This is a genomic window from Castellaniella sp. FW104-7C03 (genome assembly GCF_040276085.1).
GTDB lineage: Bacteria > Pseudomonadota > Gammaproteobacteria > Burkholderiales > Burkholderiaceae_B > Castellaniella.
This window is the reverse complement of sequence record NZ_JBELOK010000005.1, coordinates 1-19,822: the sequence shown is the minus strand read 5'-3', so window position 1 is coordinate 19,822 and position 19,822 is coordinate 1. Positions and strand designations below refer to the sequence as shown.

Genomic DNA, 19,822 nt, shown 5'->3' with positions numbered 1-19,822 from the left:
CATTTTTTGGATACACTAAATCTCTTTTTCAGCCCCGCTCTCAGAACGAGGACGCATGCATCTGCACCGTAACGCCCTGCACAATGAACTGCACGCCCGGCCATCGATGTATTTCGAGGCCCCGGCACAGGTCTTTCATCTGGCGTTTCTGGATGAAAATGACTCCACGCAAGCCATTATCCGCACGCTGTGCGACCGGCATGTGGCGCTGGCCGACCCCTCCCAGCCGCAAGGCGAGTTTCCTGTGGGTGACGCCATCCTCAAGTGGGAACAGCACACCGAGTTTCTGACACTTACCCTGGTCAGCCCCGGCGCACATGCCAGCGCCTGGCCCGCCTTGCCTGCGGCACTGGCCGAGGTAGCCGAAGCGCACGCCAGCCTGCTCATCAACGCCGATCAGGTGTGTGTAGAGTCAGAGGAGTCCTGGAGTGGTGATCTCGATGCCTACGGCTTTCATGATCCGGTGGGCTCTTTGCTGGATGAGGGCAAGGCGACGGTCTGGAGCGATCTGCGTTTAAATGGCAATGGGCTCAACCGCATGCTGGTGCTTAACCGCCAGTTGGATGGCCGGCGCTTGGGCCGTATGGTGCGCCGCCTGCTGGAAGTGGAAACCTATCGTCTGATGGCTTCGCTCACGTTGCCTTTGGCGCGGTCACTCAGTACCGAGCTCAGGCACTACGAAACAGAGCTTGTCGCCTTGTCTGACGACAATGCCACCGCCGAGGCGCACGATATCCGTCCTCTGCTTAAACGTATCACCCAGCTGTCGGCGCGTGTCACGCAAACCCAGTCGCGTACCCGCCTGCGCTTTAGTGCCACCCAGGCATATTCGCAGCTGGTGTTCGACCGCATCGCAGATCTGCACGAAAGCCGCACAGGCGATTGCCAGCAGTTGGGCACCTTCATCGAGCAACGGTTTCGGCCCACTGTGCGGTACTGTCACTCCACCGATCAACGCCTCACACGCATCGGACAGGATGTGGCGCATCTGGGTAATCTGCTGCAGGCGCGCGTGCAAGTAGAGATGGAAGAGCAAAACAGCCAGATTCTGCAAAGCCTCAGCACCCGCGCCGACACCCAGATCAAGATTCAGAAGGCGGTCGAAGGGCTGTCGATCATCGCAATCAGCTATTATTTGTTCAGCCTGTTTAAGCTGCTGTACCAGGGATTGCTGACGCTGGGCCTGGATTGGTCGCCCCGCATGGCACTGATTACCGGCATCCCGGTTGGTACGGTGATCATTGGTGCAATTGCCTACCGAATTCGCAACGCCAGACGGCACTGATCAGTCTTCACGCACCGGCGCACTGATTCGTCCGCCTGGTTTGGGTCACCCACCAGACTCATCCGCTCAGGATATCCATGCACACCAATACGCTTCACTTCCGCAGTTTTTTGCTTTTGCTGGTTACGGTCAGCATCGCTTTCATCAGTATTTTGCTGCCGTTTTATGCAGCGATTTTCTGGGGGGGCGTGCTGGCGGTCATTTTCAATCCCCTGCATCGCTGGTTGTTGCGGCGCCTGGGCGGAAAACGCCTCGGGCTGGCTTCTTTCATCACTGTGCTGTGCATCACCCTGATCGTCATTTTGCCGTTGATATTCATCGCCGGTGCACTGGCCAACGAAGTGGCCGGCTTGTACAGCCGTATCAATTCCGGTCAGCTCAATCTGGGGCATTACTACGAGCAGGTCGTTACTTCGTTGCCGCCATGGGTGCACAGCTGGCTGGATTCCTTTGGTGTAGGTGATCTTTTCAGCATCCGCGAGAAGCTCTCTGCCGGGGCTTTGCAGGGTAGTCAGTTTCTGGCCAAGCAGGCAGTCAATATAGGCCAAAACACCTTCCAGTTTGTCGTGGGCCTGGGTGTCATGCTTTATCTGCTGTTTTTCTTGCTGCGTGATGGCCCTTCGATGGTGCCAGCGCTTAAACGGCTCATTCCGCTACAGGATGATCACCGCCATAAGCTGTTTCAGAAATTTGCCACGGTGGTGCGCGCCACCGTCAAGGGCAATATTGTCATTGCCGCCACCCAAGGTTTGCTGGGCGGCCTGATGTTTACGTTTCTGGGCATCCAGGGGTCTTTGTTCTGGGGTGTGCTGATGGCGTTTCTGTCCCTGCTGCCGGCAGTGGGCGCCTCGCTTATCTGGGCCCCGGTGGCGATTTATTTTCTGGTTACCGGCGCCTGGTGGGAGGGCGCTATCCTGACGCTCTTTGGCGTGGTGGTGATCGGCCTGATCGATAACCTGCTGCGCCCGATTTTGGTGGGCAAAGATACCAAGCTGCCGGATTATGTGGTGTTGATCTCCACCCTGGGCGGCTTGTCGGTGTTTGGGCTAAACGGCTTTGTCATCGGGCCTCTGTTTGCAGCTCTGTTCATGTCATGCTGGGGGCTGTTTCCCGAGGAGGTGGCCATGATCCAGCGAGATCGTGGTGCCGGTACGGATACACCCTTTGGCGATTCAGGACAGTACGATCGCGATATTGACCAGCAGCGAAGCACCCCAGATGATGGATCTTAAGGTGCCTCGTCCCAGGATATAGGCCAGGATGAACAAAATCCGCAAAAATATCCAGATGCCCATCAAGGTGGCAATGTGTGTGGCGGGCACTTGTATGTACAGGGCATACAAGACAGCTGCATAAAAAAACGGCAGGCCTTCAAACAGATTGGTTTGTGCGGCATTGGCCCTGGCGCGCCACCCTTGCTGGGCTGCCAGCCAGGGGCGCGGGTTGTTGTTGTCAAACTGCTGGCCACCCGCTTTGGCGGCCATTGCAGCCGCATACGGCAGCGCCGCCGCTACAATCATCAGACCCGGAATCAACGCCATGACACCACCCATTTGCTCAGAAAATTCCATGTATAATAGCTGGCTTTGGTGGGTTAGTGCCTACCTTTAGTGGTTTGCCTGTTGGCACCACGGCCGGCTTAGCTCAGTTGGTAGAGCAGCTCATTCGTAATGAGAAGGTCGGGGGTTCGACTCCTCTAGCCGGCACCAATTAATTCAAGCACTTACGCCAGCCCTTGCGGTTGGCGTTTTGTTTTTACAGATATTGCACGCGTTGGTGGTTCATATTTGGCTCTGAACCGGTGGCGGCAGCCCTCCTAATGCCTCTATACTCCCGGCATGCCTAACGCCATCAATCGACATCTTGGTCACGACAACACGCCATATCCCGACGCTTTCTACGTGCGCGATGGCGATCAACTGGTGTCTACGCTGCACGCCCAGGGGGCCTGGCAGCCCGGAGAGCAGCATCTGTCACCGGCCTCAGGCCTGGTGTTGGCAGAGATTGAGCGTCAACTACCCAGTGACAAGCTCATCTCCCGGGTGTCGTTTGATGTGCTGGGTGTGATCCATTCGGGCCCGTTCACCATCGACGTGAACATGGTGCGTCCGGGGCGTTCCATCGAGCTTATCGAGGCGCGGATGATGCATGGCGGCCAAACCAGCATCCATGCCCGGGTGTGGCGCCTGTGTGCTTCGGATACCCAGGCCGTGCAGGGCACCGAATGGGCCAGCTTGCCACCACCCGATGCAATGCCCGCATTGGCATTTTCGTCCATTTGGGATGGGGGCTATATTGCCTCGCTCGAGGCACGGCAGGCTGCGGATGCGCGGCCAGGTCGGGCAAGCACCTGGCTGCGCACGCCCTTTTCTCTTGTGGCCGGAGAATCAGATCCTCCTGTGGCTGGCTTCGTCAAGCTGATCGACACCGCCAATGGCCTGGCCGTTCGCCAGGATCCGCGGCAGGTGTTTTTTGCCAATGTCGATCTCACCATCCACTTTGTGCGCCGGCCTCAGGCGGGTTGGGTTGGGTTTGACACCCGTGTGGCATTTGGGCCCTCAGGCTTGGGCGAGACCTTCTCGGTGCTTAGCGACATCCATGGCCCGGTGGGCACAGCCGCACAAAGTCTTACGGTGCGGCGCCAGGGTGCCGGCGCACCCTAGCGGTTCGCTGTGGCCTAGTGGGCGCCGCCTGACACTGCCCCGTGGTCGGATGTTTTGGGCTTGGCCAGCCAGATCAGGCCGATCAGCAGCAAGAAAATAAACGTCGATATATAGAAGAAATCGGTGGCCGACATCGTATAGGCCTGCTGGTTGATCACTTGATCCAGCAGGGCAGCCCCGTGCTGGGTATCGATGCCCATGTTGTTCAGCCCGTTCATCACATGGTCAAATGCGGGCTCTCCCGGCCTGGCTGCCTCGGTCATGTGGGCATGGTGCATGATTGCGCGGTTATCCCAGATAGTGGTGGTGATGGATGTGCCGAAGGCACCGCACACCAGCCGCACAAAGTTGGTGAGGCCTGCCGCCGCCGGGATGCGGTCTGGCCGTAGTCCTGACAACGAGAGGGTGGTGAGCGGGATGAAAAACGTTGCCATGGCCGCGCCCTGAATGAACGTTGGCAGCATGACCCCATAGAGGTCGACATTGGTGCTGTATTGCGCCCTCATGTAGCTGATCAGGGAGAAAATCAAAAATGCCACTGTAGCGATGAGGCGAGGGTCGTGGCGGGCCAGCAGTTTGCCGACGATGGGCGAGAAAATAATCGCCAGTATCCCCACAGGGGCGGCCGCTACGCCCGCCCAGGTGGCGGTGTATCCCATGGTGTTTTGCAGCCATAGGGGCAGCAATACCACCGTGCCAAAGAACACGCCATAGGCAATGGAAAGCGCAACCGTGCCAGCGGTGAAGTTGCGCTCTGCAAATAGGGTGAGATCCACCACCGGATGGGCGGCGGTCAGTTCCCAGATCACAAAATAGACAAACGCCACCACCGAGATCACGGCCAAAATGCCGATCAACGGGCTGGCAAACCAGTCCAGATCCTTGCCCTTGTCCAGCATGATCTGCAGGGCCCCCACCCAGACCACCAGCAGGCACAGGCCCATGCGGTCGATGGGTAGGCGGATGCGCTTGGATTCACGTGTTTTGTACACCCGCCAGGAGCCCCATGCAGCCAGCAGACCTACGGGCACATTGATATAAAAGATCCAGGACCACGAATAATTGTCGGATATCCAGCCGCCCAGCAAGGGGCCGGCAATAGGCCCCACCAGTATGGTCATCGACCATAAGGCCAGTGCCATGCCGGCCTTGGCCCGTGGGTAACTGGCCAGCATCAGGGATTGCGACAGCGGAATCATGGGTCCCGCCACTGCGCCTTGCAGCACGCGGAAAAACACCAGAGATTCAAACGACCAGGCAAAGCCGCATAGCCAGGAGCTCAGGACAAACAACAGCGTGGAGATGACGAACAGGCGCACTTGACCAAAGTACTGGGTCAGCCAGCCTGTCAGTGGAACGGTGATGGCGTTTGCGACAGCAAACGAGGTAATCACCCAGGTGCCCTGGGTGGTGCTCACCCCCAGATTGCCGGCAATGGTCGGGATGGATACATTGGCGATGGAAGAGTCGAGTACGTTCATGAACACCGCAGCAGATACTGCGATGGTGCCAAACGTGCGGGCGCTGCCTTCCAGTGGCGCGTAGCCGGTGTCCGGAGGGGCAGGCGTAGGCCCGGCGGGTGGCGTTGCGGCCGGATCGACCGTGGTGGCATTGCTCATGAGGCCAGATTTTCCTGAATGATCTTCTGGATGAGGGCATCGACTTCGGCAGAATCATGGTCATAGATCTGCGTGCTTAGCCGTGTTGCGGTTGCTGGCTGGGCCTGCGTGGTGGATGCCGGGCGGGTCTCTGAACCTTGCGCGGCAGTGGCCGGAGTGAGATCCACCTCGGCGGTCATGGACAGACCCACGCGCAGAGGATGTTTTTCAAGTTCCTCGGAATCGAGCTGGATGCGCACCGGCACGCGCTGGATAACTTTGATCCAGTTGCCGCTGGCATTTTGGGCAGGCAGCAATGCAAAGGCGCCACCGCTACCGGCAGAAACCCCCTCGACAGTGCCGTGATAGGTGACGTCGCTGCCGTACAAATCGGACACCAGGGTGACACGTTGGCCGGGCTGCATCCCGTGCAGCTGGTTTTCCTTGAAGTTGGCTTCTACCCACAGGCTGTCAAGCGGCACAATGGTCATCAAGGGGGCCCCGGGTTGCACCCGTTGTCCCAGTTGCACCGAGCGTTGCGCAACCATGCCGCCAACGGGCGCAAATATGTGTGTGCGCTGCTGAGCCAGCCATGCCTGGCGCACCTGATCGGCGGCCTGTTGCACATCTGGATGGGTTGTGACACTGCTGCCACGCGTCAGCGCCTGGTTGGTGGCAAGCTTGGCTTTGGACGCTGCCAACCCGGCCCGCGCCTGTGCGACACTGGCCTGGGCAGATTTGACGGCTACTTGGGCGTGCAGGATTTCTTCGCCGCTTACCCCACCCGATTGGCGTAGTGCGCTGCGGCGCTTCAAATCATTTTGTGCCTTGTGCAGCAGGGTTTGCGCCTGCTCGACGTTGGCTTCGCCCACATCCACATTGGCAGCCAGTGCGTCGTTTTGGACAAACAAGGTTTGCGTATGGCGTACCGTCTGGGCCAGAGCGGCCTGCGCCTGGGCCAGCGCAATCCGGGTGTCACTGTCATCCAGCACAAGCAATGGTTTTCCTTGCCGGATGGTTTGGGTGTCATCGACGTCAATGGAGACGACCGTGCCCGGGATCTGGGTGCTGATAGGCACCAGATTGCCATGTACGTAGGCATCGTCGGTGGATTCGTAGTGCGATGCAAAAATCATCCACCAGGCGCCGTATAGCAGTGCAAAAACAATAAAGACGACGGTGGCGATGAGCAACAGGCGTTGGCGTGTTGGCCTGGAGTGGGAGCTTTGTGCGGTCATGATAGCCAAGAATTAATCGCGAGAATGGGGCTGGGAAGGGGTTGCGGTGTTGCCGTCAGGGGCAGCCTCTGGCTGCTGGTATCCACCGCCCAGGGCGGTGGCCAGCTGGACATCGAGGAGATAGGCGCGGGCGTGCAGGTCAGTGGTTTGCACGGCCTGCTTCAGGGCTTCGCTTTGCGCGGTCAGCACCTGTACAAAATTGCCCAAACCACCGCGATAGCGTTCCAGTGCAACATCGTAGGCGGATGTGATGGCCTTTAAACTGGCCTCTTGGTGGCCAATCTGCTCACGCAACGAGCGAATCGAGCTGCTGGCATCGGCCACCTCACGGATGGCGTTCAGTACGGTCTGGTTGTACTGGGCGATGGCGGCATCGCGTGCTGCTCGTTGGCCCTGCAGTTGGGCGTTGAGTGCGCCCGCATGGAACACTGGCAGCGTGATGACGGGGCCGGCACTATAGTTTTTGCTGCCGCCAAGAAACAGCTTATCCATTCCCAAAGACAAGTAGCCTGCTGCGGCAGACAAACTGATGTTGGGCAGGAAATCCGCCTTTGCGGCAGAGACTTCTGCGCCTGCGGCTTCTGCCTGCAGACGTGCAGCCACGACATCAGCCCTGCGCCCCAGCAGAGCCAGTGGCATATCATCCAGTGTTGTCTGGGGTAGTGGGGCATAGGTTTGTGCCGAGAGTGCCGACAGTTGCCTGGGCGACAGCCCCAGCAGGGCAGCCAGCTGGTGATGCAGCAGCTCGACGTTGTTGCGCGCCTGGCTTAGCTGCACTTGGGCGGATGAAACAGCAGAATCCGCCTGATCAACATCCACCTGGGTGCCCAGACCGTTTTTGTAACGGTCTTGCGTGATATGCAGGGCGTCATTCAGCTTGGTGACGATGGACTCGATGGTCTCGGCCTGGGCGCGTGCATCCTGCAGCTGAAAATACCCCTGGGCGACTGCCGATATCAGTATGGTGTGCGCCTGCTGGCGGGATGCCTCAGCTGCATCGGCGCGCTGCCGGGCGGCCATGGCCAAAGCCTTGTGCTTGCCCCACAGATCCAGGTCGAAGTCCAGCTGTAATGTCAGCGCCGTATCCGACTGATATGAGCCGGCCAATGGAGGGGGATAAATGTAGTGTTCACTCAGGCGTTCGCGCGTCAGGTGGTAGGCGGCGTTGACTTGTGGCCATTGCACCGCTCGTGCGCCGCGTGCGGCGGCCTGGGCGCTGCGCACGCGTGCGGCGGCTTGCTGCAGTGATGGATTGGCCGACAACGCCTGATCAATCAGGTGATCGAGCTGAGGGTCTTTGTAGCGGGACCACCAGTGTTCGGTGGGCCACTGGAGGGCCGGGCTGGCCCGCAGGTCGAGGTGTTCGGCGGTAAGTGCCTGAATCTCTGGCGGTTGGGGCGTCATCGGGGCGCAGGCTGCCAGGGACAACACCAGCATAAGGGAGATAAACGGCTTCATGCTGACAGCAAGCTTAAAGTAGTTGATAGGATCATTATCTGACTAGGCAATTATATCGGAAAAAGACCGGAAACTGATCAAAAGGTGATGGGTATTATTTAGCGGAGGGGGGTGTATCTACCGACAGTAGCGCTTGTTCGCCGTTACTGATCATGCGCTTGAGCAAGGCCAGCAGCATGCGGATTTCATCCTCCGAGAAGCCCTGCAGATGCAGATTCAGTACGTCGGCAATGATGGGAATCACTTGCTTGGACAAGGCCAGGCCTTCGTCGGTGACGTTGATTTTAACCACCCGGCGGTCTGTGTCGCAGCGCTCTCGCCGTACAAATTTCTTGGCTTCCAGGCGATCCAGCATGCGGGTGATGGCACCCGAATCAACATTCATGGCGCGGGCAAGCTCGGCCGGGGTATCCATCCCCTTGTGCTCGATCAGCAGCAAGGGGCGCCACTGATTGGCTGTGAGGCCAAGCGGTGCGGTGCGCAGATCGATGATGCGATGAAACAAAATATGCAGTTGCCGGATCAACAGACCCACGTTGCGGTCGGCGTTGAGATCGCCGAGCCGGTCGGAGTAAAAGCAATTGGAGGTGCCCTGGGCCACCGTGTTGGCGGATGGTGCGGGCGAAATAGGAGGCACTGGCATGCTAGAATTTTACCTCATCAATATCTGACTAGGCAATTAAATTATGCCCGAGATGTCGCGCCGCATGTTTTGGGTTGGCTTTGTGCTGGCCGGCCTGGGTGCTGTCTTATTTTCTGCCAAGGCAATTGTTGCCAAGCTGCTGTATCTCCACGGTGTGGATGCGCTGGACGTGATTGGCTTTCGGATGCTGCTGGCCTTGCCGTTTTTTGCACTTGTTGCATGTTTTCAGGCAAAAAAAGCGCGACAAGGCCAGATTGCCCGTCTTGGCGCACAAGATGCCTGGCGTATTTTTGTGCTGGGCTTTATTGGCTACTACCTGTCCAGTTTCCTGGATTTTCTGGGCCTGCAATATATTTCAGCCGGGCTTGAACGCCTGATTCTGTTTCTGGCCCCGACGTTTGTACTCCTGATCTCGGCGGCTTTCCTCAAGAAGCCTATTTCTCAGCGACAATGGTTGGCTATGGCGCTGGCCTACGCGGGGGTTGCCCTAGTGTTTTGGGCAGATCTTTCAATCGCGGGCGAGCACGTTATCCTGGGCTCGGTCTGTGTACTGGGTGCCGCGTTCTCGTATGCCATGTATCTGATCGGATCCGGAGAGCTCATCGAGCGCGTCACGGCCACGCGGCTGGTTGCCTATGCGATGACCGTCTCTGCCGGTGTCACCATGGTGCATTTCTTTGGTGTCAAAGGGCTCGAAGGCCTTGACCAGCCGTGGCCTGTGTATGGTTTGTCCCTGATTCACGCCACCGTCAATACCGTGATTCCCACCTTCATGATTATGTGGTCGGTGGCCCGGATTGGTGCGCCTCTCACGGCTCAGTTGGGTTTGCTGGGCCCGGTGTCCATTTTGTTTCTGGCCTGGGCTTTCCTGGGAGAGCCCATTACGACGCTGCAGGTGGCAGGTACCGTGCTGGTAGCTGCTGCGGCCGTGGTGCTGGGCCGCCGCCCGGCAATCGTGGCTGGGCAGGGCGCCACGCGCAGCGCCAAAAGCGCCTAAGCGAGGTGTGGCGGGCGGTTCCCTGCCACCGATGCTTACTGTTTGGCAGCCATGGCTTCTTCGATCTCGGTGCGGTGGATGTCGTGTGTGATGAATCCTGCGGCGTTGTCGGGCATGGCCAGGTACTGTGGATGCGCCAAAGTGTTGCGAATATCCAGCAGGCCGCTGGCCCAGTGTTCGCGCATGGTGGCAGGGCCAAACTGGAAATCCCGAAAATGTTGTTCGTATGATTTATCGCGGTAGATCAGGTGAATAATATTGCTGCGCGCCCCGCAGGCCAGTTCGGCGGCTTGGCGGCAGACGGCATCCTTTTCACGGGCTTTCTCAGGTACCTGTTCGAGTACGCCGCGCAGCAGCCGTTGCATTTTGCGGTGTGCCCGCATCTCGTCCGTCACCATCCGCGTACGGCTGGAGTACCGGATATCCTGTACCCGATCGCTGATTTCGCTGATATTGCGTGGCACCGGCCCGCGGGCAGACCACAGATCCACCTGAAACACCAGGGAGTCGCGCTCGGGTCTTTGTTGTAGTACCTGGGCCAGCGGGGTGTTGGAGACCAGGCCGCCATCCCAGTAGTATTCGCCGTCAATCTCGATGGCTGGAAATGCGGGGGGGAGTGCGCCGGACGCCATGAAGTGCTCGGCCTGCAACCGTATTTTGCGGTTGTCAAAAAACGCAAAGTTGCCGGTGCGGACGTTGACGGCCCCCACCGAGACATGCAGGCCGGTGTCGTTGATGCGATCAAAATCACACAAGGTTTCCAAAGTGCTTTTCAGGGGGCGTGTGTCGTAGTGTCCGACGCTCGAAGGATCCAGGTTGGCTGACAGGGCTGCGGGTGGAAACCGTGGATGAAAAAACCCTTTTTGGCCCAGCACCAGTGCGCTGCCTGCGTGCAGGGCACCCAGAAACTGGCGGGCCATGTCGTTGACGCCAAAAAGGCTTTGCTCTACCAGCGGATTGGCGCCGGGGCCCAGATAAGGCTGGCAAATGGTGTCCCAAAACTCGTGCAGCCGCTCTACCCGTTTTTCGGGCGGGTTGCCGGCGATGATGGCGATATTGAGCGCTCCGATGGAGATCCCGGCCAGATCTGTCAGATCCGTCCCGGCTTCGTTCAGGCCTTCAAAAACGCCTGCCTGGTAGGCTCCCAGTGCGCCACCGCCTTGCAGAACGAGCGCCCTGACTTTATAGGCTTCCAGTGCTTTGGACAGGTTATTGGGTTTGGTTTCAGCCATGGGGTGATCCCTCCAGAGAATTCATGAATGCGTCGATCAAAGAGCCGCGGTAGCGGCTTTTGTGCAACACCAGTGACAACTGCCGGTCGAGACTGAGAAATGGCGTAGGCAGGATTTTCAGCCGCCCTGTGTCTGCGGCATCCTGGGTGGCTGCCTGTGGCAGACAAGCTACGCCAAGGCCCGCGATCACCGCTTGTTTGATGGCCTCGATCTGGCCGAGCTCCAGCAGGATGCGGCCCGGAGGCAGGGCAGTGAGTGCCTGCTCGGTGAGGCTGCGAGTGGCAGAGCCACGTTCGCGCAAAATCCAGTGTACGCCGGCAAAATCAGCAGGGCGTAGCCGGCGTCGTTGTGTCAGTGGATGCGACGGCGCGGCACACACCACCAGTGCGTCGCTGCGCCAGCGAAAGGTCTCCAACTGGGCATGGTGCACAGGGCCCTCCACACAGGCAACGTCCAGGTGGTGCTCCAGCAGTTGACGGGTGATGGCGCGGGTATTGTCTACCGTGAGATGCAGGGAAACCATGGGATGTTGGGCAACAATCGGGCCGAGAAGTTCCCCGACCAGATAATTGCCCACGGTGTTGCTGGCCCCCACGCGCAAGGTGCCGCGCAGGGCGCCCTGGGTATCCGGGTGGCGGCGCAGCATATCGTGCAGGCGCTCGAGGATCTCCCGGGCCAGGGGCAATTGTTCTGCCCCCTGTGCGTTCAGATGCAGGCGGCCGCGCTCGCGGTCGAACAAGGTGTTTCCCAGTTGGCGCTCGAGTTCGGCCAGTGCCATGCTGACGGCAGGTTGCGTCAGGTGCAGGGTTTCGGCAGCCCGCCGCACACTGCCCAGGGTGGCCACTGCGTCAAAGACTTCCAGCTGACGAAGACTCAGTCCAATCATGTTGAAAAGTGTACGGTGTTTGGCCCAATACATCAATTTTATTGATTGGTGTAGTCATCAATACTTAATTTATTTATAGCTTGCATGTATTTAGAATGGCTTCCATCAGATTTTGCCTGGATGTGTGCCTGATATGTTGCCGATCTCCGCTGTTCCTTGTCCGCTTCCCGTCGTGGGTACCAGTGCCGCAGCTAAAGCCACCGATGGCCGGCCGCGCGTCCCTTCGCTCTGGTACGGTATTGTGCTGTCGGGTGCTCTGGGCCTGCTGGCCTGGCAACTGGGCAAGTGGTTTCCGCTGATTGGCGGGCCGGTGATGGGGATCTTGCTGGGCATTGCGTGGCGCAATATGCTGGGGGTTTCTCCCCTGTGCTTGCCAGGTATCGGGTACAGCAGCCGGCAGATTCTCAAGTGGTCGATCATCGGCCTGGGGTTTGGCCTCAGCCTTGGGCAGGTGCTGGCCACCGGCGCATCGTCTTTGGCCGTCACTCTGATTACCCTCAGTGTGGCTTTCCTGGCTGCCTGGGGCCTGGGCAACTGGTTGGGCCTGGGCAGCCACCTCAAGATTTTGATTGGTGTGGGCACCGCCATCTGCGGAGGCTCGGCCATCGCTGCGGTGGCACCAATCATCCAGTCTGATCAAAAAGACACGGCGCTGTCGATTTCCACCATTTTCCTGTTCAATATTCTGGCTGTGCTGGTGTTTCCTCCATTGGGGCACTGGATGGGTCTCTCGGACGCCGGCTTTGGCCTGTGGGCAGGCACGGCAATCAACGACACCTCGTCTGTGGTGGCCGCTGGGTACAGTTACAGCACCTCGGCCGGCGATATGGCCACCATCGTGAAGCTTACGCGGGCCACCCTGATTATCCCGGTGTGTATCGTGCTGGCTGCCTGGACAGCCTGGCGTGCGCATCATACGCAGGCGCAGGTGTCGATTGCACGGATTTTTCCGTGGTTTATCGTGTGGTTTCTGGTGGCTGCCGGTATGCGTACCCTGGGGTGGGTGCCTGCCTGGCTGATCGAGCCCCTGCACCTGGCATCGCAGTTCCTGATCATCATGGCCCTCACCGCGATCGGGCTGCTGTCCGACTTGCGTCAGATGGCATTGGCGGGGCTGCGGCCATTGCTTCTGGGGCTGGGAGTATGGATGGCCGTCGCCGCCAGCAGCCTGGCGGTGCAGTGGCTGATGCAGGCGCTTTGAGGCCTGCACCGCGCGCCGGGGATCTGCTATCGGCCCCTTATAGCATCGAGAACCATGAAGCCGAGTCTTTCGTGAGGGCAACCCCCACGATATAGGCAAAGATGGCAATTGCAATCAAGGCCGCCTGGCCGCGTTTGCGCGGTGTTTTGCCGCGTTTGATGGCGATGGTGCCGATGCCGATGTAAGCAATCAACAGCACGATCTTGGTCAGGATCCAGGGCTGATTGGGGCCGATCATGGCAGCCAGGATAACCCCGCAGACAAGCAGGACGGAGTCTACGATATGGGGCAGGATACGTACCCAGCGCAGCTGCAACAGCGCTGATTCGGTTACCGACCAGTACGCGCGCACCACAAACAGGATGATGCTGAGAGTGACTGCAGTGACATGCAGGTGTTTGATGGGGAAGTAGTAGTCGTACATAGTCAGGTGCGTCTAAAGGGTGGAGTGGTTCTGGATAACAGCAGGCATGGTAGCAGGCCCGTGGGTCATATCGGATTCAGCTGCCAGCCGCCGTCCTTGCCTTGCAGTACAAGTTCCATCCCGTGGTGCCGGCGCAGGGTGCTTCGGTGCCCAACGCTAAGCAAGCGGGTGTGGGGCAACTGCTCGCGCAGAAGGCGATACATGGCGTCTTCCAGCCCCTCGTCCATGGCCGAGGTGGCCTCGTCCAGAAATGCAGCGTCCGGGCGCGCAATCAGCAGGCGGCCAAAGGCCAGGCGCTGCTGCTCGCCCAACGATAAAATCCGGGTCCAGTCATCTTCGACGTCCAGATGGTCGCGCAAGTGCCCTAGTTGCACCAGGTCCAGTACGGCTTCGTCCTGGCCTGCCGGTACCTGATCAACCGGAGTTGGGTAGTGCAGGGCAGCTCGCAGTGTGCCCAGCGGCAGATACGGTTTCTGTGCCAGAAATAGTGCAGACGCCTGCGGCCGGGTGATTTCTCCGGAGCCATATGGCCAGATGCCTGCAATAGTGCGCAGCAAGGTGGTTTTGCCGGATCCGGACGGCCCGCGAATCAGGATAGGCTTCTCGGGCTGAACATCGAGGTTGAGGTCCTTGAGCAGGGCGTAGCCATCAGGCCGGCGCACGGTAAGCTGATGCAAGGCCAGACGGCTGCCGTCTTCGCGGGTATCTGGCAGCTGCATCTGGCGGGCGGCATCGATGGTGGCATCAAAACCGGTCAGACGGTCCAGCGTGGCGCGGTACGTGGCAAAGCTGTCATACACATTGCGGAAAAACGATAAATTGGTTTGTAGCTGGCCGAACGCCTGTGCGGTCTGGATGAGATCGCCCAGGCTGATCTGCTTGGTAAAAAATCGCGTCGCCTGGATAATGAAGGGAAACACGACGGCGGTTTGGGTCACAACAAAGTTGAATCCCAAAAATTTTAGCGACCGGTAAATAATGTCCCAGGCGTTGCCGATGACTTCAGCAAACCAGTGTCTCAGGGTGCGCCCCTCGACACGCTCACCGCGATAGAACGCGATGCTCTCGGCGTATTCACGCACGCGCACCAGGGCATAACGGTAGTCAGCGTTCAGTTTCTCGTTCAGGAAATTAAGCCGGATGAGCGGCTTGCCGATCCAGATGGCCAGCACGGTGGCCAAGAATACATAGATAAAAACCAAAAACACCATGGCTCGCGGAATCTCGTAGCCCAGCACCGTCATGGGGCCGGAGAGGTTCCAGAGAATCAGGGTAAAGGCGATGGTGGATACCGTGGCGTTGATTAGGCCAACTGCCAGGGTCATGGAGGTGTTGGCAAAGGCCGTGATGTCTTGCTGGATCCGCTGGTCCGGGTTGTCGGCCAGATGGCTGAGTGATTGCGACCGGTAATAGGCTTGCTGGTCAAGCCAGCGGCTCAGCAGACGCTCGTTGAGCCATTCCCGCCAGTGAACCACAAATGCCTGCTGGACATAAAAATCCACCAATGAGCGCACCACGTGCACGGCCGCCAGCAAGGCAAACAGCAGCATGGCCGCCCAGAAGGCCGGTTGATCCAGGGCTTGCAGGGCGCTGTACATCGTGTTGTACCAGTTGGAAAACAGTACATCCACCCTCACGGCACCCAGGGTAAGCAGCAAAATCAGTGCAACCCCCGCCAATGGTCGCCAGTTGCGCCGGGGCGAGAAGAAATCTGCACTCAGTTGCCAGAATTGCTCGCCCCAACGGGTAAAGCGTCGCAGACACCAGAGTCCCGCTGCGCCGGCCAGTATGGTGAGTACATAGGCTTTGGCCAGCCATATGCCGCTTTCCAGCAGCGTTTGTTGCCATGTCATGAGTGGGCAATCCTCGGAGAAATGGAGTCCGCGCGGCATGCACGGGGTGGGGGCATTTTAATGAAGTTGGAGCGCCAGCAAGCAAAAAGGTTTCCGCTGATTCAGCCCCTCGCGCTTATTGTGCTTAAAAAGAGGGAGGGCTTGTGGTTTTACTCTCCCAAACCTTTTTTAAGACCCAGGCGCTTGGCACGTTTATGCAGGTTGCTGGCATCCAGGCCCAATGCCTTGGCCGCCTGCGCCCAGTTCTGTCCCGCCGCGCCCAGTGCTTCGTGGATTGCGTGACGTTCGCATTCCTCCACTGTCTGCTTCAGGGGCGGTATCTCAGCCAGTGTCAGCGGGGTGGCCGTGCCTGTTTGCTCAGCGGCGCTGAGCGATGTGCCCGGTGTTTGTGTGTCAACCGGCTTATTGTCCTCTGCCGGGATATCCAGATCCAGCAGTTCTGCCTCGATGGTGAGCACCTGATCACGTGAGGCCCCACGACTGAGCATCTTCAGGGCCGCACGGCTGATGACGTGCTCCAGCTCCCGGACGTTGCCCGGCCACGGGTATTGCTGCAAGGCGCGTTCGGCACCGAAGGACAGCCGGACACCACGCAATCCCAGCCGCGCACGATTGAATTCGAGAAAATGCCCTGCCAGTATCAGGATGTCGCGATCGCGATCTCGCAGAGGGGGGATGGGGATCGGGTAAACCGACAGCCGGTGATAGAGATCGGCCCGAAACAGTCCGGCCTGGGTATTGGCTTTCAGATTGCGGTTGGTGGCCGCGATGACGCGGACATCGGTTTTGATGGTTTGGTCCGTGCCCAGCCGCTGGATCTCCCCGTTTTGCAATACCCGCAACAGCTTGGCCTGCAGGCCCAGTGGCAGCTCGCCCACTTCGTCCAGAAACAGGGTGCCTCCCTGTGCGGCTTCGAAGCGGCCGGGGCGGTCAGAGGTCGCACCCGAAAACGCCCCCTTTACGTGGCCAAACAGCTCGCTTTCAGCCAGAGACTCCGGCAGCGCTGCGCAATTTACCTGCACCATCGGCTGGCGGCTGCGTCGGGAGTGCCGATGCAGTCGACGTGCAAACAGCTCTTTGCCTACCCCTGTTTCGCCCAGCAGCAGGATGGGCAGATCAGAGTCTGCTACCAGATCCAGTTCGTGCAGCAAAGACTGGATCGCCTCACTGTGCCCCAGGATCTCAGTGGTTTCTCCGATACGCTCGATTCCTTGTTGCGAAATACCCAATTGGCGCAGGCGCCGGTTTTCACGCTCCAGCTCGGTGACGCGAATGGCCGCCTGTAAGGTCAGCACCAACTGCTGCAGGCGAGCACGGGCGGCCTCGCCGAAGGTTCCGGTGGTCAGGGCATCCAGGGTCAGGATGCCCCAGGCGTGGTCGGGGTCGCGGTACAGCGGTACTCCGAGGCAATCGTGTACCGGCAGCGGTGAGCCCTTGCGGTCGTCCAGCAAGCCGTCATAAGGGTCGGGCAGCAGGCTGCCTGGTTCAAACCAGGTGGGCTCGTGGCGCGACAGGATGGCGGCAAAGCGGGGATGCTGCCCCACGACAAACCGGCGCCCAAGCGCTTCGTGGGCCAGGCCGGATGCCGCCATCATATGCAGAGTGTCGTGCTGATCCAGTGATAGCAGGCCCACTGCATCGCACACAAACGCCTGCCGGATAGCATTGGCGGCGCGCTCCAGCCGGACGCCGTCCGGGAGTTCCTGGCTGAGGTCTTTCAGTAGTTGGTGTTCCATAAGGGTCATTTTAACCATTAAAGGGTAATTTTTACCCTAATTAACAGGGTTAATTTAACCATATTTGATATGGATCAGTGTTTTCCCTAGGTTAAAGACTTGGCATGTTTATTGCTTGGTGAAAGCTGAAATGAAACGGGAGCGCCATCCGGCGCAATTTTGAAATCCCTTACAGCTGCAAAAGGAGCGCAGGATGCGCGAGTATAAAAAACTTTGGTGGTCATTGATCGGCGTGCTGGTCGTGGCCTTCGGTGTCCTTGGATGGATGGGTAAAGAAGTCTATAACCAGGCGCCTCCCATTCCTGCTCAGGTCGTCAGTGCTGACGGCCAGGTCATCATGACTGAAGAGCAAATCCTGGACGGTCAGGTGGCCTGGCAAAGTGCCGGGGGCATGACAGTCGGGTCTATTTTGGGTCATGGCGCCTATCAGGCTCCCGACTGGACGGCCGACTGGCTGCACCGCGAGCTGACTACCTGGCTGGACTTGGCTGCCAAGGATCAATTTGGCTTGGCCTATCAGCAGCTGGATGCCGACCGCCAGGCGGTGCTCGAGCGTCATCTGAAGGCGGAATATCGTAAAAATACTTACGATGCAGCCAGTGGCGCCGTGACGCTGTCCAATCGCCGGATTCAGGCCATCGAGCAAACAGCGGCCTACTACGACAAGCTGTTTGGTGATGATCCTGCCTTACGGGAAAGCCGGGTGCACTTCGCCATGAAAGAAGCCACTCTGCCTTCGCCTGAGGCGCGGGCGCGGCTGGCAAACTTCTTTTTCTGGACGGCCTGGGCGGCGTCTACAGATCGTCCCGACAGCGCTGCCACCTACACCAACAATTGGCCGCATGAGCCCCTGATCGATAACGTTCCGACACCAGAGAACATCATCTGGTCGATCATGAGCGTGATCATTCTGATCGCGGGTGTGGGTCTGTTGGTCTGGACGTGGGCGTTTACCCGCAAGGAAGAAGAAGAGGAGCTTCCCGCACCGGCACGCGATCCGATTGCTCAACTGGCCCTGACGCCGTCTCAGCGCGCATTGGGCAAGTATCTCTTCCTGGTGGTGGGCCTGTTTGTCACGCAGATTTTCATCGGTGGTTTCACGGCCCACTATACCGTCGAAGGCCAAACTTTCTATGGCATCAATGTCTCCGAATGGTTGCCATACTCGCTGGTACGTACCTGGCACATTCAGGCGGCCTTGTTCTGGATTGCCACAGGGTTCCTGGCGGCTGGGCTGTTTTTGGCGCCGATCCTCAACGGTGGCAAAGATCCCAAGTATCAGAAGCTCGGTGTCGATATCCTCTTTTGGGCCTTGGTTCTGGTTGTGATTGGGTCGTTTACCGGTAACTTTGCCGCCATTGCGCATCTTTTGCCGCAAAACCTGAACTTCTGGCTGGGGCATCAAGGCTACGAGTACGTCGAGCTCGGCCGCTTGTGGCAGATTGGCAAGTTCCTGGGGATTGTGTTCTGGTTGGTCCTGATGCTGCGCGGCATCATCCCTGCGCTGCGCCAAAAGGGTGATAAAAACCTGCTGGCGCTGTTCACCGCGTCTGTGGTGTGTATTGGCCTGTTCTACGGTGCGGGCCTGGCCTATGGCGAAAGAACCAATATCACCATCATGGAATACTGGCGTTGGTGGGTGGTGCACCTGTGGGTAGAAGGTTTCTTCGAAGTCTTTGCCACCGCTGCACTTGCCTTCATCTTCACAACCATGGGGCTGGTGTCCAAACGTAGCGCGACTACGGCCAGCCTGGCTTCCGCCATTCTGTTCATGCTGGGTGGTACGCCGGGCACCATGCACCACCTGTATTTCTCAGGTACCACTACCCCCATCATGGCCATTGGTGCTGCCTTCAGTGCACTCGAAGTCGTACCGCTGGTGGTGTTGGGCTACGAAGCCTGGGAAAACTGGCGCCTCAAGGCCCGTGCGCCCTGGATGGAAAACCTTCGCTGGCCGCTCAAGTTCTTTGTCTGCGTGGCCTTCTGGAACATGTTTGGCGCGGGTGTCTTTGGCTTCATGGTCAATCCGCCGGTTGCGCTCTACTACATCCAGGGCCTGAACACCACAGCCGTGCACGCGCATGCCGCACTGTTCGGGGTATATGGCTTCCTCGCCCTGGGCTTCACGCTGTTCGTGTTGCGCTATGTGCGCCCAACCATGCAGTTCAATGACAGCCTGATGAACACCGCTTTCTGGTGCATGAACATCGGCCTGGTGATGATGATCACCCTGAGCCTGCTGCCGATTGGCCTGATGCAGTTCTATGCCAGCGTCAGCGTGGGCACCTGGTGGGCTCGCAGCGAAACCTTCATGCAGCAAGACATCATGCAAACCCTGCGTTGGGCTCGTACGTTTGGTGACGTGGTCTTCATCGTTGGGGGCCTGGGTGTGATGTGGCAGGTGGTTACCGCCTTGTGGGGTACCCGTGCTGCACCCGCTGCTGACGGTTCGCTGGCCGCGCAACGCACCTGATCATTGTCCTTGCAGCACTGGGTATCCGAAACGGAGCCCGGTGCAGCCCGCCCCGAAAGTGAACTGCACCCCAAAAGTTGGACACCAATCCAACCTTTGGGGTGTTTTTCATGGCGAGACATGATGCGAGCTTCA

Annotated in this window: 16 protein-coding genes and 1 tRNA gene; 7 read left to right on the top strand and 10 right to left on the bottom strand. The window is 58.8% G+C overall.

The features are described from left to right. The first annotated feature begins 55 nt into the window (after nt 1-55). Entirely contained in the window at nt 56-1,285 is a 1,230-nt protein-coding gene (locus ABS758_RS07130) for a DUF3422 domain-containing protein (protein ID WP_350381731.1), read from the top strand. A gap of 77 nt (nt 1,286-1,362) precedes the next feature. After that, nucleotides 1,363-2,517 (top strand): AI-2E family transporter, encoded by a 1,155-nt coding sequence (locus ABS758_RS07125; RefSeq protein WP_350381732.1) that lies wholly within the window; start codon nt 1,363-1,365, stop codon nt 2,515-2,517. Here ABS758_RS07125 and ABS758_RS07120 read toward each other — a convergent pair. Next, nucleotides 2,458-2,826 (bottom strand): MAPEG family protein, encoded by a 369-nt coding sequence (locus tag ABS758_RS07120; RefSeq protein WP_350381752.1) that lies wholly within the window; start codon nt 2,824-2,826, stop codon nt 2,458-2,460. The genes ABS758_RS07125 and ABS758_RS07120 overlap by 60 nt on opposite strands. Nucleotides 2,827-2,918: 92 nt before the next feature. Here ABS758_RS07120 and ABS758_RS07115 point away from each other — a divergent pair. Together ABS758_RS07115 and ABS758_RS07110 are read left to right on the top strand one after the other, a co-directional pair. Further along, nucleotides 2,919-2,994, top strand: a tRNA-Thr gene (locus tag ABS758_RS07115). A 129-nt stretch (nt 2,995-3,123) separates the two neighbouring features. Further along, on the top strand, nt 3,124-3,948 hold the full coding sequence (locus tag ABS758_RS07110; protein ID WP_350381733.1) for a thioesterase family protein: 825 nt from the start codon (nt 3,124-3,126) through the stop codon (nt 3,946-3,948). A 14-nt stretch (nt 3,949-3,962) separates the two neighbouring features. Here the strand turns inward: ABS758_RS07110 and ABS758_RS07105 are convergent, their stop codons facing one another. The 4 genes from ABS758_RS07105 to ABS758_RS07090 all read right to left on the bottom strand — a co-directional run bounded on the left by ABS758_RS07105 (nt 3,963) and on the right by ABS758_RS07090 (nt 8,885). Then, nucleotides 3,963-5,567, bottom strand: coding sequence for a DHA2 family efflux MFS transporter permease subunit (locus ABS758_RS07105; protein ID WP_350381734.1), 1,605 nt, complete (start codon nt 5,565-5,567; stop codon nt 3,963-3,965). Further along, nucleotides 5,564-6,784, bottom strand: a complete 1,221-nt coding sequence (locus ABS758_RS07100; RefSeq protein ID WP_350381735.1) for an HlyD family secretion protein — start codon at nt 6,782-6,784, stop codon at nt 5,564-5,566. Before ABS758_RS07100 ends, ABS758_RS07105 begins: the two co-directional genes overlap by 4 nt. Before the next feature lie 12 nt (nt 6,785-6,796). Continuing rightward, nucleotides 6,797-8,242: an efflux transporter outer membrane subunit gene (locus tag ABS758_RS07095; protein ID WP_350381736.1), complete on the bottom strand. Its 1,446-nt coding sequence runs from the start codon at nt 8,240-8,242 to the stop codon at nt 6,797-6,799. Between the two features lie 94 nt (nt 8,243-8,336). After that, complete coding sequence (locus ABS758_RS07090) at nt 8,337-8,885, bottom strand: MarR family winged helix-turn-helix transcriptional regulator (protein ID WP_350381737.1); 549 nt, start codon at nt 8,883-8,885, stop codon at nt 8,337-8,339. 43 nt (nt 8,886-8,928) lie between these two features. Between ABS758_RS07090 and ABS758_RS07085 the strand changes: the two genes are divergently transcribed. Then, entirely contained in the window at nt 8,929-9,882 is a 954-nt protein-coding gene (locus tag ABS758_RS07085) for a DMT family transporter (protein WP_350381738.1), read from the top strand. A gap of 35 nt (nt 9,883-9,917) precedes the next feature. Here the strand turns inward: ABS758_RS07085 and ABS758_RS07080 are convergent, their stop codons facing one another. Both ABS758_RS07080 and ABS758_RS07075 read right to left on the bottom strand, forming a co-directional pair. Further along, the gene (locus tag ABS758_RS07080) at nt 9,918-11,114 is read right to left on the bottom strand and encodes a DUF3734 domain-containing protein (protein WP_350381739.1); all 1,197 of its coding nucleotides are present in this window, start codon (nt 11,112-11,114) and stop codon (nt 9,918-9,920) included. Next, nucleotides 11,107-12,000, bottom strand: coding sequence for a LysR family transcriptional regulator (locus tag ABS758_RS07075; protein WP_350381740.1), 894 nt, complete (start codon nt 11,998-12,000; stop codon nt 11,107-11,109). Before ABS758_RS07075 ends, ABS758_RS07080 begins: the two co-directional genes overlap by 8 nt. Before the next feature lie 133 nt (nt 12,001-12,133). Here ABS758_RS07075 and ABS758_RS07070 point away from each other — a divergent pair, with 133 nt between their 5' ends. Then, nucleotides 12,134-13,201 carry a YeiH family protein gene (locus tag ABS758_RS07070; protein ID WP_350381741.1) on the top strand — a complete coding sequence of 356 codons (1,068 nt, stop codon included), beginning with the start codon at nt 12,134-12,136 and terminating at the stop codon, nt 13,199-13,201. A gap of 37 nt (nt 13,202-13,238) precedes the next feature. Here the strand turns inward: ABS758_RS07070 and ABS758_RS07065 are convergent, their stop codons facing one another. From ABS758_RS07065 to norR, 3 genes are all read right to left on the bottom strand, one after another. Continuing rightward, on the bottom strand, nt 13,239-13,625 hold the full coding sequence (locus ABS758_RS07065; protein ID WP_350381742.1) for a SirB2 family protein: 387 nt from the start codon (nt 13,623-13,625) through the stop codon (nt 13,239-13,241). Between the two features lie 65 nt (nt 13,626-13,690). Continuing rightward, entirely contained in the window at nt 13,691-15,478 is a 1,788-nt protein-coding gene (locus ABS758_RS07060) for an ABC transporter ATP-binding protein/permease (protein ID WP_350381743.1), read from the bottom strand. Between the two features lie 149 nt (nt 15,479-15,627). Further along, a complete protein-coding gene (gene norR / locus ABS758_RS07055) occupies nt 15,628-17,214 on the bottom strand; it encodes a nitric oxide reductase transcriptional regulator NorR (RefSeq protein ID WP_350381744.1) in 1,587 nt (528 codons plus the stop codon). 193 nt (nt 17,215-17,407) lie between these two features. Between norR and ABS758_RS07050 the strand changes: the two genes are divergently transcribed. Continuing rightward, nucleotides 17,408-19,687 carry a nitric-oxide reductase large subunit gene (locus tag ABS758_RS07050; RefSeq protein WP_350381745.1) on the top strand — a complete coding sequence of 760 codons (2,280 nt, stop codon included), beginning with the start codon at nt 17,408-17,410 and terminating at the stop codon, nt 19,685-19,687. Nucleotides 19,688-19,822: the final 135 nt, after the last annotated feature.

Coding starts and splice junctions, on each gene's coding strand:
- ABS758_RS07130 (WP_350381731.1), top strand. CDS start 56: ATGCATCTGCACCGTAACGCCCTGCACAATGAACTGCACGCCCGGCCA.
- ABS758_RS07125 (WP_350381732.1), top strand. CDS start 1,363: ATGCACACCAATACGCTTCACTTCCGCAGTTTTTTGCTTTTGCTGGTT.
- ABS758_RS07120 (WP_350381752.1), bottom strand. CDS start 2,826: ATGGCGTTGATTCCGGGTCTGATGATTGTAGCGGCGGCGCTGCCGTAT.
- ABS758_RS07110 (WP_350381733.1), top strand. CDS start 3,124: ATGCCTAACGCCATCAATCGACATCTTGGTCACGACAACACGCCATAT.
- ABS758_RS07105 (WP_350381734.1), bottom strand. CDS start 5,567: ATGAGCAATGCCACCACGGTCGATCCGGCCGCAACGCCACCCGCCGGG.
- ABS758_RS07100 (WP_350381735.1), bottom strand. CDS start 6,784: ATGACCGCACAAAGCTCCCACTCCAGGCCAACACGCCAACGCCTGTTG.
- ABS758_RS07095 (WP_350381736.1), bottom strand. CDS start 8,242: ATGAAGCCGTTTATCTCCCTTATGCTGGTGTTGTCCCTGGCAGCCTGC.
- ABS758_RS07090 (WP_350381737.1), bottom strand. CDS start 8,885: ATGCCAGTGCCTCCTATTTCGCCCGCACCATCCGCCAACACGGTGGCC.
- ABS758_RS07085 (WP_350381738.1), top strand. CDS start 8,929: ATGCCCGAGATGTCGCGCCGCATGTTTTGGGTTGGCTTTGTGCTGGCC.
- ABS758_RS07080 (WP_350381739.1), bottom strand. CDS start 11,114: ATGGCTGAAACCAAACCCAATAACCTGTCCAAAGCACTGGAAGCCTAT.
- ABS758_RS07075 (WP_350381740.1), bottom strand. CDS start 12,000: ATGATTGGACTGAGTCTTCGTCAGCTGGAAGTCTTTGACGCAGTGGCC.
- ABS758_RS07070 (WP_350381741.1), top strand. CDS start 12,134: ATGTTGCCGATCTCCGCTGTTCCTTGTCCGCTTCCCGTCGTGGGTACC.
- ABS758_RS07065 (WP_350381742.1), bottom strand. CDS start 13,625: ATGTACGACTACTACTTCCCCATCAAACACCTGCATGTCACTGCAGTC.
- ABS758_RS07060 (WP_350381743.1), bottom strand. CDS start 15,478: ATGACATGGCAACAAACGCTGCTGGAAAGCGGCATATGGCTGGCCAAA.
- norR (WP_350381744.1), bottom strand. CDS start 17,214: ATGGAACACCAACTACTGAAAGACCTCAGCCAGGAACTCCCGGACGGC.
- ABS758_RS07050 (WP_350381745.1), top strand. CDS start 17,408: ATGCGCGAGTATAAAAAACTTTGGTGGTCATTGATCGGCGTGCTGGTC.